Below are 16,247 nucleotides of genomic sequence, written 5' to 3'. Positions count from 1 at the left end.
TTATCCCTGCTGAGCTTTCAGTGCCTGCGCCCACTGACGGGCAGACTGGTCAAGTAAGGTATACACCGCCTCAAAGGCCTCACGGCTTTTGCGATAGGGATCGGGGATTTCGCGTTCGTTTTCCCAGTGACCAAACAGCATCACTTTGCCGCGCATCTCCGGTGCGATTTCGCATAGCGAGTGAATATGGCGTTTTTCCATCGTCAGGATCAGGTCATACTCCCGGCACATGCGGCCGGTGACCTGGCGGGCGCAGTGCCCGTCAAGAGAAAGGTTGTGATCGCGGGCCACGCTCGCGGCGCTTTCATCGGCACCTTTACCGACCAGCGCGCCCAGCCCTGCAGATTCGACGGTGAGCTCGGGCTGGTAGTGTTTCAGCAACCGCTCAGCCGTTGGGGAACGGCAAATGTTCCCCACGCATACCACCAGAATTTTATTAAACATCGCGGATTACCAGGTATGAATGTCGCGCGCCGTATCCGTCATGTAGCGAACGCCACTGATGGTTGGCAGCAACTGGTTGATCAGACGGTTCCAGCGGGCAACCGGTGCGGTGGTGACATACACCACGTCATAAGGCTGGAGGCGGAACTCCGTTGCCATTACCAGAGAAGTCGCATCGGACATATCCAGCTGGTAAATATTGGCAATCTTGCCTTTCGCACTGCCCTCGCCTTTCAGCGGACGGATCACGAAGATACCGGTGGCATTAGAGGTGGTGAGATCGATACCCTCTGCATTACCCAGTGCTTCGGTCAGGGTCATGCCGCTGAAGTCCATTTTGAGGGTGCTCTGTTTCTTCACTTCACCCATCACGAAGACTTTCAGATCGTCATTACGCGGTACATACAGAATGTCGCCCGGATAGAGCAGACGGTTCTGGGTCAGGTCGCCGTTTTGCATCAGCGCCTGCAGAGAAATGCGTTGTTCTTTACCGTTGTGGGTCAGAACGACGTTGCGCCAGTCGGCACCGTCGGTTAAGCCGCCCGCGGCGTTAATGGCGTCCAGCACGGTCAGCGGCACGTTGGTGATGGCCTGCTGGCCAGATTTGTTCACCTGTCCGGAGATATAGGCTTTTTGCGAACGGAATGCGGCGATATTAACGTCCACCTGCGGATCGGCGATGTACTGCGCTAAGCGGCCGGTAATATCACTACGGATTTCGGCAAGGGTTTTCCCGGCAACGTGTACTTTGCCGATATAGGGATAGAACATGGTGCCATCAGACTGCACCCAGTTACCGGTGTCGCTTGAGCTGCGGTATTGGCCCGCTGGCGTGGTCAATTCCGGATGGTCCCACACGGTAACGTTAATGACGTCACCCGGACCTACGCGGTACTGGTAGGAGGCAATTTCCTGGTCCAGAGACATATTCGGCTGCGCAACATTTGGACGTGGACGTAATTGTTCGACCAGACGTGGTGTCAGTGGATAAACATTCACCATTTTGTCGAGATCAAAATCAGCATCCTGTTGTTTGATCACATCCTTACCCATTGTTGACATATTGCTGCCGGGAAAGACTGTACAACCACTCATCAAGGTCACAGACACCAATAATGGCATCAATTTCATTTTGGATTTCATCATTGATTATTTATCACTTTGGCAGAGTAATTATCCTGTGCAATTAAATAAGCCGGGTCGATTTGGCTTTCAGCATGCAGTTGTTCAAATAGAAATATAACTGGCATCAGTCCTAAAAAAAGCTTATTCATCCATTGGCTATTGACAGAATAATCGAGGCTGATTCACACGCTTTCAGGCACGCTACCGCCCTTGGCTTTCAGTTACCAATCCACTGACTAAACAATGCGTTATGGATAGACACCCTCTTTGATAAGGCCTTCTGGAAATATATCAACCGCTTGCGATACACGGCAGATAATGAATAACCATCACTGAAGACCGGAACAATAATAGCAACAAGGAGATTTAACATTTGATGCTGGGAGAATTGTTGCAGCTAACCTAATAGCAGGCAAGGAGACAACTGTCCTAATAACAGTTTTTAAGATTAATATTAAGAGCAAAGTTTTGACGTTTTAGGATTTTCTTTATATTGACAAAATTAAAATAAAAACCATTTATTGCGATATATCCTAAAATGCGTTCGCCGTAATTAAATCTACGTATTTAGCTTATTTACAGATTCCGCATTGTTCTTCCTTTTTGCCGGATCGTATTAAGAGAAATCTCAGCCCGGCATTGCAATTTCCCCTCGCTTTATCCATGATCGAAGTGTGACATTGCTCATATAACAGAAGGTATTGCGATTACTATGGAATGGATTGCCGATCCATCAATCTGGGCCGGGCTGGTTACGCTGGTCGTCATCGAATTAGTGCTCGGTATTGATAACCTGGTCTTTATCGCCATCCTCGCCGAAAAACTCCCCCCGGCGCAGCGCGACCGTGCGCGCGTAACGGGCCTGCTGCTGGCGATGGTGATGCGACTGCTGCTGCTGGCCTCAATCTCCTGGCTGGTGACCCTGACAAAGCCCCTTTTCTCCGTTCACGGCCTGAGCTTTAGCGCGCGTGATTTGATCATGCTCTTCGGCGGGTTGTTCCTGCTGTTTAAAGCCACGGTAGAACTGAACGAGCGGCTCGAAGGCAAAGACAGCGAAAACCCCACCCAGCGGCGTGGGGCTAAATTCTGGCCGGTGGTGGCGCAAATTGTGGTGCTCGATGCGGTCTTCTCCCTGGACTCCGTCATTACCGCCGTCGGGATGGTCGACCATCTGGCGGTGATGATGGCTGCGGTGATCATTGCCATTACGCTGATGGTGATGGCAAGTAAAGCGCTGACCCGGTTTGTGAACAGCCACCCGACTATTGTGATTCTCTGCCTGAGTTTCCTGTTAATGATTGGCTTTAGCCTGGTGGCAGACGGCTTTGGGTTCCACATTCCGAAAGGCTACCTCTACGCCGCCATTGGTTTCTCCGTCATGATTGAGGCGCTTAACCAGCTGGCGATTTTCAACCGCCGCCGTTTCCTCTCGGCAAATCAGACATTACGTCAACGCACCGCCGACACGGTGATGCGCCTGCTCAGCGGGAAGAAAGAAGATGCGGAGCTGGATGCTGAATCTTCCGCGATGCTGGCCGATCACAGTGACGGGCAGATCTTCAACCCGCAGGAGCGGCTGATGATTGAGCGGGTGCTCAATCTTAACCAGCGCACGGTCAGCAGCATCATGACGTCGCGCCATGACATCGAACATATCGACCTCACCGCCCCGGAAGAGCAGATCCGCGCCCTGCTGGACAGAAACCAGCATACCCGGGTGGTCGTGACGGGGGGTGACGAGGAAGAGGAGCTGCTGGGCGTGGTGCACGTCATTGACCTGCTGCAACAGCAGTTGCACGGTGAGGCGCTCAATCTGCGCGCCCTGGTGCGCCAGCCGCTGGTGTTCCCGGAGGGGCTGCAGCTGCTCTCTGCCCTTGAGCAATTCCGTAACGCGCGTACGCACTTTGCCTTTGTGGTGGATGAGTTTGGTTCGGTTGAGGGGCTGGTCACGCTCAGCGACGTGATGGAAACCATCGCCGGTAATTTGCCAAACGAAGTGGATGAAATCGATGCGCGCCACGACATTCAGAAAAACGCGGACGGTTCATGGACGGCCAACGGCCATATGCCGCTTGAAGACCTGGTCCAGTATGTTCCCCTGCCGCTGGATGAAAAGCGCGAGTATCACACCATTGCAGGTCTGCTGATGGAGTATCTGCAGCGCATTCCCCAGCCGGGTGAAGAAGTTCAGGTAGGCGACTATATGCTCAAGACGCTGCAGATTGAAAACCATCGCGTGCAGAAGGTGCAGCTGATACCGCTGCGCGACGAAGACGAGATGGATTTTGAGGTGTAAGAAAAACACGTTGCTCCCTCTCCCGTGGGAGAGGGATGGGGTGAGGGCATCAGGCCGCACTGGCAGCCGCCACCCGGCACAACAGGCATCACAGCTTATCGAGCAGCTTCTTCACGTCCTTCCCGTTTTGGGTGTCTTTATTGCGATCCGCCCAGTCGTTCAACCGACGTTTGGCTTCATCCTGCAGATGCTTGCGCAGGATCTGATCCACCTGCAGGCTGTAGTTCAGCGACTGCCATTGGCCATATACGCTCAGCGGTACCGGCGTCTCTTTCAGGAAGTCGATCAGCTTACCTTCACCCTGCCAGCCGGACAGCACCTGAACGTTGAAGTGGGTATCTGCCGTCTCTTTTATCAGATCGAGCTTGCCCTCGCCGGTTAATGACAACAGTGAGGAGGTCCCCTGCATGCCGTTCAGAGAGAGCTGCCCATTGTCGAGCGTCAGGTCACTGCTAAAGCTGTCGAGACGCGTGGCGCTGTCGTAATTTTCCTGTGCTTTAACATCGCTGCTACGCTCCACCGCCTGCTGTACCAGCTGCTGGAAGTTGAGCCCTTCCATGCGGGCATCTTTCAGTTCAAGGTGAGCCTGCCCCTGCCAGTCGCGGCGGAAAGCATCAGCATCGATCTTCGTGCCCGAGAAATCCCCCGCCAGCGTCAGTTGACCCGTCATGGAGATGGGGTAGTCAAAGGCTTTCAGGATGGTGCCAATCTCAACGTTGTCGAGACGCGGCTGAAATTCCGCAGTCGAGGCCTCTTTACGCACATCCAGCGTGCCCGGCAGGGAAAGGTGCCCGGCGCCCATTTTGCCGCTCAGTTCGGAGATCACCAGCAAACCGTTCTGGTTGAACATCTGGCTGCTCACGTCGGTGAAATCGATACCGCGCCAGCGCAGGCTGTTGGCCTTCAGCAGAATGTCCGCCGTGAAGCCCCGCAGACCGTTATAGTCCGGCTGATCGAGATTAGACGAGATAACCGGACGCGTCTGTTTCCCCTGGTTTTGCCCGAGCTGCGCGGGATCGTTGTCCGTAGCGCTCGCCGGAGGCGGAGGAAGCAGGTTTTCCAGGTTGAGCTTGTCAAACTGCAGATTGAGCACCCATTTCGGCTTCGCCTCCAGAATGACGCTCGCCTGCCCTTTCAGGCTGCTGTCGTTCGCCTGCAGGTTGAGATTATTCATCTCCAGCTGTTTTAACTCTTCACGCCAGACGGCCTGCATCGTTCCCTGACCGGCAATCCCCTGGGCAGGGAGATCGGCTCCTGTCAGTTGCCAGTTCAGCTGCTGAATGTCGGCGGTAAGCTGGTGCGGATAATCCGACGCATTGACGCTGGCATTCAGAGACAGGGTGAGATCGCGCTGATCGCGGTTGACCCGTCCGCTAAACTCCAGCGAAGCAAGATGGTGCTCATCCTGCTCCATCTTAAGATTGATATTCCGTACGGTGACCTGCTCATCGTCTTCATGCTGGAAAACCAGAACGCTATCGGCCACCTTCAGTTTGCCAATATCGAATGACCAGCCCGTATCCGACGGTTCATCAGGTAAGGTATTTTCCCGCGGCGCAACCGGCGCATCCGCGTTACGCACGGCTTCAGTTTGTTGCGTCAGCTGAATCACCGCGCCTTTTAACATCACCTGGTTGACCTGCAACTGGTGCGAAAAGAGCGGAACTAACGCCACATCAAGGCGCATGTTATCGGCAGACACCAGGGGCTGCGCAGCCCCCGGCGCGGTTAACGACATGCGGCCAGAGAGAATGCTGAGCTGGGGCCAGACGTGCCAGCGCAGCGGCCCATCCAGCTTCAGTTGATAACCACTGCGGGCTTCGACCTGCCGCACCATATAGGCGCGGAAATCATTCGGGTTAACCAGCAGAACCAACGCTGAAAGGCCAGCAACCAGCACCACCAGCAAAATCATCAGCGTTGTCAGAACTCTTCTCATGGCATCCTCAATGGACTAACGATCAGTCTTTATCAATACGGCTGGCAACCGCACCCTGCTGGTCGCGGTATTTTGCGTCCTGACGGCGGTTGTAAGGACGATCGGCCGGCCCCGTCAGCGGTTCAAAGCTCAGCGCACCAATCATCATGCCCGGGCGCAGCGCCAGCGGCAGTTTACCGGCGTTGAAAAACTCCAGCACGATTCGGCCCGACCAGCCTGGATCGATACGGTGCGCGGTCACGTGTACCATCAACCCCAGACGCGCCAGAGAGGAACGGCCATCAAGCCAGCCCACCAGATCCGCGGGCAGCGTCACCGATTCAAAGGTCACCGCCAGCGCCAGCTCGCCCGGATGCAGATAAAAGGCTTCGCCTTCGTCGATAACGATTTCGTCACTCATCACGCGATCAAGCGCGGCGCTGACTTCATCCTTCGGCCCGCTAAGGTCGATGAACGGTGCGGTATGGCCGCTGAAGGTGCGGAATTTATTCCCCAGTCGCACATCAACGGTGACACCATTGATACGCTCCACGGGTGGACGTGGGGTAATAGACAGGCGGCCTTCATCCAGCCAGGCTTCTATATCGCGATCACAAAGACGCATGGCACTCTCTCCTTTCGTGCATCGTGCCCTGAGGATAAAGACTCAGGGCAAAGCAGGTTATCTCTGAACGGTACACAATTCGCGCGGCTTATTCAAAAAACTGGCTGATTTTCGCTTTTAAGATATCAATGGCAATGCGGTTTTTGCCTCCGCGCGGCACGATAATATCGGCGTATTGTTTGGATGGTTCAATAAATTGCAGGAACATTGGGCGAACGGTTTTCTGGTACTGCGCCATGACGGAGTCCATTGAACGGCCACGTTCGTTCACGTCACGCTTGATGCGGCGCATCAGGCAGATGTCCAGCGGGGTATCAACAAAGATGGAGAAGTTCATTGACTCGCGCAGACGCGCGTCGGTCAGAAGCAGGATGCCTTCAAGGATAATCACCTTCTTTGGCTCAATGCGAATCGTTTCCTGCGTGCGGGTATGTTCCACGTAACTATAAACAGGCAGTTCAATCGCCTGGCCGCTCTTGAGCGCTTCTAAATGCTGGAACAGCAAGCTGTGATCCATGGCATTAGGATGGTCATAGTTCGTTTTTACGCGCTCTTCCATCGACAGATGGGATTGGTCTTTGTAATAGCTGTCTTCGGGAATGACGCCGATGTGCTCATCACCAACTTGTTCACGCAGTTCGCGGTAAAGCGTACTGGCAATAAGACTTTTACCTGAAGCCGATGCGCCGGCAATGCCTATAATGACGCACTGATGAGACTTATCAGTCATAAATTTAGCGACCTGATTAACCTGGATGTTAAGGAAGGACGACGCCGGAGCGTCAAACGCGGCAATTATAGGGATTTCACGGGCGTGATACCAGTCGAAAGCGCAGGTTATGCGAGACAGGCTGAAAAGTGACGTCATGTTCCCTGAGTGAAATTTTTGCGCGCGTTTTTTCAGCGTTTAACAGGATTTTTTTAAACACTAACTATTTAATAAATCTATGATGTCAAATTATGAGCAGTCGCCATATGAATTGTAAATTGTTTGTACTAGCATAAACCAAATTAGCACATTCACTCGTCCGGGCCTTCACTCCCGACGGCATGGCGTCTCTGGATAAAGCGGTAATGAATAAACAACACCAGCGGGTTTTGGTTACCACCCCACATCCTCTTATGCGACTTGTCTGTCTGGGCCTGGTCACCTTTATCTTTACCCTTTTTTCGCTGGAGTTGACCCGCTTCGGCGCGCTGCTGGCTCCGCTCTGGTTTCCCACCGCCATTATGATGGTGGCGTTTTATCGCCACGCCGGAAAAATGTGGCCCGGTATTGCTCTGGCCTGTTCGTTTGGCAATATTCTGGCCTCGTGGATGCTCTTCTCCTGGTCGTCGATTAATCCGACCTATACCGCCATTAACGTGGTGGAAGCGGTGGTTGGTGCATTATTACTGCGCAAACTGCTCCCCTGGTACAACCCGCTGCAGAATCTGAATGACTGGATCCGCCTGGCCATCGGCAGCGCGCTGATCCCCCCGCTGGTGGGCGGTGTGCTGGTGCATTTACTGATACCCAGCCCGGAGCCGCTGCGTAATTTCCTCGTGTGGGTCTTGTCTGAAGCGGTTGGCGCACTGGCTCTGGTGCCATTAGGGTTACTGTTTAAGCCGCACTATCTCCTGCGCCATCGAGACCCGAAGCTGCTGCTGGAAACGCTGGTAACCATGGCCGTGACGCTGGTCCTTAGCTGGGCGGCCATCGTCTGGCTGCCGTGGCCTTTTACCTGCGTCATTGTTCTGCTGATGTGGAGCGCTGTACGCCTGCCGCGCATGGAAGCCTTTATGGTGTTTCTGGTCACCGTGATGGTGGTTTCGCTGATGATTGCCCATAACCCGGAGGCACTGACCACGCAGCACACCGGCGCGATGCTGAACGCCCCCTGGCTGCCGTTCCTGATGCTGCTTCTGCCAGCCAACGTCATGACCATGGTGATGTATGCCTTTCGCGCAGAGCGAAAACACATCACTGAAAGTGAAGAGCGTTTTCGTAATGCGATGGAGTATTCCGCCATTGGCATGGCGCTGGTCAGCATTGACGGCCAATGGCTGCAGGCCAATAAAGCGCTGTGTAACTTTCTCGGCTATAGCCAGACGGAGCTGCAGTCGCTCACCTTCCAGCAGCTAACCTGGCCAGAAGATCTGCACACCGATCTCGAACAGCTTGAACAACTGGTCAACGGGGATATCAACACCTACACCCTTGAGAAGCGCTATTACACCCGCAGCGGCGAAGTGGTCTGGGCGCTACTTGCGGTCTCGGTTGTACGTCATGCCGACGGTTCTCCACTATATTTCATTGCCCAGATTGAAGATATTAACGATCTGAAGCAGACCGAATGGGTCAATAAACGGCTGATGGAGCGCATTACCCTTGCCAATGAAGCGGGCGGCATTGGCATCTGGGAGTGGGATCTGGAGCCGGACATCATCAGCTGGGATAAGCGGATGTTTGAGCTGTATGAAATCCCGCCGCACATCAAACCTACGTGGCAGCTCTGGCACGATACGATGCTGCCTGAAGATCGCGCCCATGCGGAAAAAGTGCTTCGGGAATCACTCATTTCACGGCTGCCGTTTAAGCTTGAATTCCGTATTCGCGTGAAAGAGGGGGTACGCCATATTCGCTCCCTGGCGAACCGGGTCCTGAACAAACAGGGGGAAGTCGAACGCTTGCTCGGTATCAATATGGACATGACCGAAGTGAAGCAGCTCAATGAGGCCCTGTTCCAGGAAAAAGAGCGTTTGCACATTACCCTCGACTCCATCGGCGAAGCAGTGCTGTGTACCGATGTCGACATGAATGTCACCTTTATGAACCCGGTCGCCGAGAAAATGAGCGGCTGGCTGCAAACCGAGGCCATCGGCCAGCCGGTGCTGAAGGTTCTGCATATCACCTTCGGCGAAAAAGGGCCGCTGATGGAGAATATTCACAGCGGCGATATGTCCCGTTCAGATATTGAGCAGGATGTGGTGCTGAACTGCCGTACCGGCGGCGTTTTTGATATCCATTACAGCATCACACCGCTCAGCACGCTGGACGGGCAGAATATCGGCTCGGTGCTGGTTATTCAGGACGTCACCGAATCGCGCAAAATGTTGCGTCAGCTCAGTTATAGCGCTTCTCACGATGCCCTCACCCATCTGGCAAACCGGGTCAGTTTCGAAAATCACCTCAAGCGGCTGCTGCAAACCGTGCAGGAGACGCGCCAGCGACATGCGCTGGTGTTTATCGATCTCGATCGCTTCAAAGCCGTCAACGATACCGCAGGCCACGCGGCGGGCGACGCCCTGTTGCGGGAGCTTGCGTCCTTGATGCTGACCATGCTGCGCTCCAGCGACGTGCTGGCGCGTCTGGGCGGGGATGAATTCGGGCTGCTGCTGCCGGACTGCAATATTGAAAGTGCCCGCTATATTGCGGGTCGGCTGGTCCATACCATCAACGATTATCACTTTATGTGGGAAGGCCGCCTGCACCGGATCGGCGCCAGCGCGGGGATCACGCTGATTGATGAAAATAATCATCAGGCCTCGGAAGTCATGTCCCAGGCCGACATTGCCTGCTACGCCTCGAAAAACAACGGTCGCGGCGTGGTGACGGTGTACGAGCCGCAGCAGGAGCGGGCCCACAGCGCGCGCAGCATGATGTCGCTTGATGAACAGTGGCATATGATCAAAGACAACCATCTGATGATGATCGCCCGCAGCGTGGCCTCCCCGCGCATCCCGGAAAGCTGCAACTTCTGGCTGATTTCGCTGCGCCTGTGGACCAGCCAGGGAGAAGTGCTGGAAGAGCACGCCTTCCGTTCCGGCCTGGCGGAGCCTGAGCTTTTACATGCGCTGGACCGCCGTATATTTAGCGAATTCTTCCGCGCGTATGCCGCTCCGGTTGCCAAAAAAGGCCTCGGGGTCGCCCTTCCCCTGTCCGCCGCGGGTTTAGCCAGCGCCACGCTGATCGACGAATTGCTCGACCTGCTGGATAAAGGGCCTTTACCGGGCCGTCTGCTGCATCTGGTCATCGCGATCGACGTTGTGGCAAACCCGGATCCAAACGTCCAGACGGGGCTACAAAAGCTCCGCCACGTTGGCTGCCGCGTGGTGCTCAGCCAGGCGGGACGCAACATGGAGCTCTTTAGCCACCTTGGTGCCAACGTGGCTGATTATCTGATGCTGGACGCCGAAGTGGTGACCAATGTGCACGGCAACCTGATGGATGAGATGATGGTTACCATTATTCAGGGCCATGCTCAGCGTCTGGGGATGCGTACCATCGCCGGTCCGTGTAACCAACCCATCATGATGGATACGCTCTCCGGCATCGGCGTTGATTTTATTTTCGGTGACACCATCGGTGAGCCGCAGCCGCTGGATCTACTGCTGAACACCAGCTATTTCGCCATCAACTGATGGCGTCCAGCCGTCGGTGTACCAGATGTGCAACAGGGCGTAAGAGCGCCACGGCTGCCAGCGCTGGGCGTAGCGGCGAATTTGCGCGGGCGTCATGCCGGCAAAGCGTTGCTTAATCAGGTAGTCATCCGGCAGGAACACATCTTTCGCCTGCCAGCCGCGCAGGGCAAGGTAATTTGCCGTCCAGCGCCCTATCCCCGGCCGCTGCTGTAAGGCTTTCATCCCGGCCTCAATATCCGCAGGCGGGAACAGCGGAAACGTGCCGTCGACCACGGAGCGGGCCAGATGAATCAACGACTCCGCCCGTTTGACCGGCATGCCGAGGGCCTTCAGCGCCAGCGGATCCACCGCAGCCAGCACCTCAGGAGTGGGAAAGCACAGATAGCCCCGCGCATCTTTTACCGGTTCGCCGCACAGGGCAACCACCCGTGAGGCCAGCTTCGCCGCCATCGCCACGCTGACCAGTTGCCCCAGGATCGCCCGCACGCCCTGCTCGTAGGCATCCATCGCCCCCGGTAAGCGCAACCCTGGTCGCGCAGCGCCAAGGTCGCCCAGCGCCTGCTGAATTTGCTGCGGATCGCAGGCAAGATCGAACAGACCTGCGATGCGTTCAAGACAGGTCTGCGCAACCGGGATTAACCCCGGGCTAAGCGTGACGTTGAGCGTATGGGTGTTCAGATCCGGGGTGACGCGAAAGATCCCCTGGTGTCGCTGGCAGGTGAAACTGCGCTCGTAGTAGCGTTCGGTAACCGTCTCGATCCCCTCCACCGCACGCGCGCCAAGAAAGCCAAACATCCATTGCCAGTCGTAAGGGGGTTGCCAGGTCAGGGTATACATTGTCACTCCTTTTTTGTTCACCTCAGCATAAACCGAAAGGCCTTGTTTCGCCTTGCTTTCATATTCCTGTTGTCGCCGGTCGGGCATTCCGCTAAAGTCTCGCCCCTTCTCACTGGCATGGGGATTAATCGTGTTTATTGGATTCGACTACGGTACGGCGAACTGTTCGGTTGCGATTATGCAAAACGGACAACCATTGCTCCTGAAAATGGAAAACGAGAGTACGCTGCTGCCGTCAATGCTCTGCGCACCAACCCGCGAAGCGGTCAGCGAATGGCTGTTCCGCCACCATCAGGTTCCGGCCACGGCGGCGGAATCACAAGCGTTGCTGCGCCGGGCCGTCAGTTTTAACCGCGAAGAAGATATCGACGTCACACCGTCGAGCGTCCAGTTCGGCCTCTCGTCGCTCGGACACTACATTGACGACCCGGAAGAGGTCTACTTCGTTAAATCGCCAAAATCGTTTCTCGGCGCCAGCGGGCTGAAGCCGCAGCAGGTGGCGATGTTTGAGGATCTGGTCTGCGCCATGATGCTGCACATTCGCAATCAGGCGCAAACCCAGGTACCGGAGGCGATCGATCAGGCGGTCATTGGCCGTCCGATCAACTTCCAGGGGCTGGGTGGCGACGAGGCTAACCAGCAGGCGCAGGGGATCCTTGAGCGTGCCGCGCACCGCGCGGGCTTTCGCGACGTGGTATTCCAGTATGAGCCGGTGGCGGCGGGGCTGGATTTTGAAGCTACGCTGACAGAAGAGAAGCGCGTGCTGGTCGTCGACATCGGCGGGGGCACCACCGACTGCTCGCTGCTGCTGATGGGGCCGCAGTGGCATAACCGTCGTGACCGCGAAAACAGCCTGCTGGGGCACAGCGGCTGCCGCGTGGGCGGTAACGATCTGGATATCGCGCTCGCCTTTAAGAGCCTGATGCCACTGCTGGGCATGGGTGGGCAAACGGAAAAAGGGATCGCTCTGCCGATCCTGCCCTGGTGGAACGCTATCGCCATCAACGACGTCCCCGCGCAGAGCGATTTTTACAGCAGCGCGAATGGCCGCTTCCTGAACGATATGGTGAGCGATGCCCGGGAGGCCGACAAGGTCGCCCTGCTCTACAAAGTCTGGCGTCAGCGTCTGAGTTATCGCGTGGTGCGTACTGCCGAAGAGAGCAAAATCGCCCTCTCCGATCGCCCGGAGCACGCGGTTTCCTTGCCGTTTATCAGTGAAGATCTGGCAACCGCCATTTCTCAGGAAGGACTGGAAACCGCGCTCGCCCAGCCGCTGCAGCGCATTCTGGAACAGGTGCAACTGGCGCTGGAGAACGGCAAAGAGAAGCCGGACGTGATTTACCTGACCGGCGGTAGCGCCCGTTCGCCGCTGATCAAGAAAGCGCTGGCAGAACAGCTGCCGGGCATTCCAATTGCCGGCGGCGATGACTTTGGCTCCGTCACGGCGGGGCTGGCGCGCTGGGCGCAGGTGATGTTTAGTTAAATACACAAACTGAGGCCCCTCGATCATCTCGTGGGGCCTCAGTATCGGTATCTATAGTGAGCGACAACGCTCCACTTGCATTGGGTCTGAATTTAGTCTTTTTCTCCTCCATGCAGACCCTATTGCTGCGGAGCCATACTGCTGCATATAGCGATGAAATTCAGCCAGTGCCATAGGTGGCATGAAATAATACCCCTGCAGGAAATCAACCTTATGGGCGATAAGCCATTCGCGTTGACAGGCATACTCCACGCCCTCTGCAACAGTACGTAACCCCAGAATGCCAGCCAGATTAATGATCGATTCCAGCATCGGCAGCGTCTGATCTTCTGCATGGATCCCTTTGATAAAGATCTTATCAATCTTAATCACGTCCAGCTCGAGTTCATTCAGACAACACAGATTGGCGTATCCCGTTCCAAAATCATCCAGAGCAAAGAGGACACCCCGGTTACGTAACGAACGGATTAACTCTTTTATTGCAGGCGTGACTACCAGTGTCTGGTTTTCAGTAATCTCAATCATCAATTTTATTGGCAGTGATTCCGTTAATTCCAAAAAATTGAGGCATTCCCAATAGAAAACAGGGTTACTCAAATTTGAGGGGCTCACGTTAAACGCCACAAAAAAAGACTGTCCCTGCCAGGTAATATCGTGATTTAAATGACTCGCGACCTTATTCATCAGATAACTTGTCAGATCGTTTATTTGACCACTAATTTCCGCCAGCGGGATGAACTCACGTTGAGAAATGGCATAGTTGTGGCCTGAAGGCCACCGCGCCAGCACCTCAACGCCACACAGCTCTCCTTTACTTCCGATGATGGGTTGAAAATAAGGCACAATCTCATCATTTTTCAAAGCCAGAGTTAATCTATTAGCTTCGTTGCTATCAAATATACCCTCTGTCATTGTTTGGCTTTTCTTGTTGTCATGTGCCCCCCATCGTTCTGCCAAAAAACCATTTCTGGAAAGATAAATTATAGTCTCATTAAAGTTATCAAAACTCAGGCGATGAGTTATTTTATCTCGATAACGATAGAGCGATTTTGGCGTTAAAGAATTTGCCTTGCAAAATTCTTCCAGCCCCATTTTAGTGAAAGAGGCGTAAATCATCTCTTGTTCAAAATCACTTAAATGAAATCTATCAACGCAGCCCAATGTTGACGGAGCGCCCCCCTGCACATTTGACATCAATTTAGTTTTTAGAACAGAAATAAGGCTATTACAGCTTACTTTAGCGTTAACAGACTCACTATTTTCACAGCCTCGATTGATACATTTACTGTCACTCATCGTGAGAACAATACTGTTAATATAGATAAACTGGCTGCTATTTCTTTGCAGCCATTTTTGTATTATACAAAATGGCACTCTGTTATCAATGATTAACAAACAGCTGTTGTACTGTGGCATTAAAATGTCTGAATCAGAAACAAACGTTCCAGAATCAACGAGTACCAGATTAGGCAGAAATGACCTTATTCCTGAGAAAAGATAAATGTCGTAACTGAGCAGAAAGATCTTTTTCGTGTTCATAATTATCACCGTAAAAGTTTAATTGAAAATCGCTTCCTTCTATCGCACAGAGAGAAAGATTATATTTGCTTTGGTTTTCGCAAAACATCCAATGCCCGGTAGACAATATCCGCCTTAATAAAACAAGAACAAGAAATGGTTAACCTTAATGGTCCCTCCCTCCGTCAAGATCATATTTTTTCCACAATGATAAGAATATTTCCGCAGCAGATACAGAAATTTTCCTTATCCTAATACAGTACAAATTAATGCACTTACATTCAGAACCAGACAAAATAAAATAAGAATAAAAAGAAAAATTACAGAATTAATGTCTGTAAAACTCACAAGATAAAGAGAATCACGCCAAAGAGAAGTCCTCATTGTCACGTTACTTTGCTCGACAGACCATCAGCGTGCGCCGTAGATCCCTGACCCCATAAACGTTATCGGTGATATGTATGATCTTGTAATAAAAGAGTTGTTGCTTAGACATGAGCAGGTTGGTTATTTCATCAGGCAAGTCATCGTTATCATTTTTTACCACCGCAATGCGTTGCGTACGCAAATAACCATCACTGTCTTCTCTAAGGAAGCTCAAGGTAGTGGAGCGATTAATAGCATAATGTTTGCCGTTAACATCCAGCACCCCAACTTGTGAGAAAGCACCTTCCTCTGCAGAGGAAATCCTCAAAACTAACAAAACCTCACCTTCAATGCTCACCCCCTCTTTTTGAGTATGGAGAAAAACATGGCTTTTAGCCGTACACACAAAAGCCGATGGAATACGAGGGTAATTAAGCAAAAAAAGAAATATCACCATGACCGCAGCGAACATACTAATAAAGATAATTTTCGCACTCATGCACCGTTCCTTTTTGCTCCATTTTACACACGCTAAAGAAATACTCTTTCAGTTTATTACCTGCCGATAAGTTATTGTCATCATAAAATATGATGACTTTATCTCTTCCTTCACAAATGGAACTGTGTTTTTGCCAATTTGGTGAATTCAAAAATCGGGATAACTTCACTGATGAATTATCATCTGTGGTGTAAAAATCACACGAGCCGGATTTCAATATATGTACAACCCCATCGTTATTGCGAAACATTAATATGAGAAAAAAAACCATAACTGCACAGACAGTAAAAGTGAAAACACACCATAGGATAAGCTGCGGCCACCGTCTATACTGCAAAGCCTTATCAACAATATCTAACTGGGTGGTCGTTATTCTTTTACTCTTGATATCATCATTCACGCTGCTGACCCGGGCCTGAAAAAGGAACCCTTCGCGCGGGATCGTGACGATTATATTGTTCAAGCCTAACGATGAAAAAGCTTTGCGCAATATGCTCACGCTTTTATTAAGGCTATGCCCTGAGGGTATCATGCCATGTTTTCCCCAGACCTCTTCGATGATCAGTTCCCGGTTTACTTGCTTATAGTTATTATCAATAAAAAGTTCCAGTAACCTTGAGGTTGGTGCAGAGAGGATAATCCTTTCACCTTGCACACTTAATACCCTCTGCTCTGAATCGTATAAAACCTGACCGTTAATTATTTTTTTCATCCAGATAAACTCTTATTTTT

12 protein-coding genes are annotated in these 16,247 nt (G+C 52.8%); 3 read left to right on the top strand and 9 right to left on the bottom strand.

Annotated features, from left to right (window positions below; genetic code table 11):
* Both wzb and ACOTZF_RS07720 read right to left on the bottom strand, forming a co-directional pair.
* Complete coding sequence (gene wzb / locus ACOTZF_RS07725; RefSeq protein WP_013097882.1) at positions 1-444, bottom strand: low molecular weight protein-tyrosine-phosphatase Wzb; 444 nt, start codon at positions 442-444, stop codon at positions 1-3.
* A 6-nt stretch (positions 445-450) separates the two neighbouring features.
* Positions 451-1,590 carry a polysaccharide export protein gene (locus ACOTZF_RS07720; protein ID WP_014170829.1) on the bottom strand — a complete coding sequence of 380 codons (1,140 nt, stop codon included), beginning with the start codon at positions 1,588-1,590 and terminating at the stop codon, positions 451-453.
* 691 nt (positions 1,591-2,281) lie between these two features.
* Between ACOTZF_RS07720 and ACOTZF_RS07715 the strand changes: the two genes are divergently transcribed.
* On the top strand, positions 2,282-3,865 hold the full coding sequence (locus ACOTZF_RS07715) for a TerC family protein (RefSeq protein ID WP_029881804.1): 1,584 nt from the start codon (positions 2,282-2,284) through the stop codon (positions 3,863-3,865).
* Positions 3,866-3,953: 88 nt separating this feature from the next.
* Here ACOTZF_RS07715 and asmA read toward each other — a convergent pair whose 3' ends face one another.
* From asmA to udk, 3 genes are all read right to left on the bottom strand, one after another.
* A complete protein-coding gene (asmA, locus tag ACOTZF_RS07710) occupies positions 3,954-5,804 on the bottom strand; it encodes an outer membrane assembly protein AsmA (RefSeq protein ID WP_129252225.1) in 1,851 nt (616 codons plus the stop codon).
* A gap of 22 nt (positions 5,805-5,826) precedes the next feature.
* Positions 5,827-6,408, bottom strand: a complete 582-nt coding sequence (dcd, locus tag ACOTZF_RS07705) for a dCTP deaminase (RefSeq protein ID WP_013097886.1) — start codon at positions 6,406-6,408, stop codon at positions 5,827-5,829.
* A gap of 88 nt (positions 6,409-6,496) precedes the next feature.
* Positions 6,497-7,138 (bottom strand): uridine kinase, encoded by a 642-nt coding sequence (gene udk, locus ACOTZF_RS07700; RefSeq protein WP_008500855.1) that lies wholly within the window; start codon positions 7,136-7,138, stop codon positions 6,497-6,499.
* 344 nt (positions 7,139-7,482) lie between these two features.
* On the opposite strand from udk, the gene ACOTZF_RS07695 reads away from it, so the two are divergent.
* On the top strand, positions 7,483-10,812 hold the full coding sequence (locus tag ACOTZF_RS07695; protein WP_044159316.1) for a diguanylate cyclase: 3,330 nt from the start codon (positions 7,483-7,485) through the stop codon (positions 10,810-10,812).
* On the opposite strand, the gene alkA is transcribed toward ACOTZF_RS07695, so the two are convergent.
* Positions 10,777-11,649 (bottom strand): DNA-3-methyladenine glycosylase 2, encoded by an 873-nt coding sequence (alkA, locus tag ACOTZF_RS07690; protein ID WP_058678675.1) that lies wholly within the window; start codon positions 11,647-11,649, stop codon positions 10,777-10,779. The two genes, ACOTZF_RS07695 and alkA, sit on opposite strands and share 36 nt — an antisense overlap.
* A 130-nt stretch (positions 11,650-11,779) precedes the next feature.
* Here alkA and yegD point away from each other — a divergent pair, with 130 nt between their 5' ends.
* Positions 11,780-13,132, top strand: coding sequence for a molecular chaperone (gene yegD / locus ACOTZF_RS07685; RefSeq protein ID WP_129318042.1), 1,353 nt, complete (start codon positions 11,780-11,782; stop codon positions 13,130-13,132).
* A 51-nt stretch (positions 13,133-13,183) separates the two neighbouring features.
* On the opposite strand, the gene ACOTZF_RS07680 is transcribed toward yegD, so the two are convergent.
* The 3 genes from ACOTZF_RS07680 to ACOTZF_RS07670 form a co-directional block, all read right to left on the bottom strand.
* Positions 13,184-14,671, bottom strand: a complete 1,488-nt coding sequence (locus tag ACOTZF_RS07680; protein ID WP_348563229.1) for an EAL domain-containing protein — start codon at positions 14,669-14,671, stop codon at positions 13,184-13,186.
* 370 nt (positions 14,672-15,041) lie between these two features.
* Positions 15,042-15,515: a hypothetical protein gene (locus ACOTZF_RS07675; RefSeq protein WP_029881798.1), complete on the bottom strand. Its 474-nt coding sequence runs from the start codon at positions 15,513-15,515 to the stop codon at positions 15,042-15,044.
* Positions 15,490-16,227, bottom strand: a complete 738-nt coding sequence (locus ACOTZF_RS07670) for a winged helix-turn-helix domain-containing protein (RefSeq protein ID WP_038420144.1) — start codon at positions 16,225-16,227, stop codon at positions 15,490-15,492. Before ACOTZF_RS07670 ends, ACOTZF_RS07675 begins: the two co-directional genes overlap by 26 nt.
* Between the last annotated feature and the right edge of the window lie 20 nt (positions 16,228-16,247).

The organism is Enterobacter cloacae complex sp. SHL021 (assembly GCF_049237765.1).
GTDB classification, from domain to species: domain Bacteria; phylum Pseudomonadota; class Gammaproteobacteria; order Enterobacterales; family Enterobacteriaceae; genus Enterobacter; species Enterobacter cloacae.
Note: the sequence above shows the minus strand (reverse complement) of the source record. Positions and strands in the feature narration are given on the sequence as shown.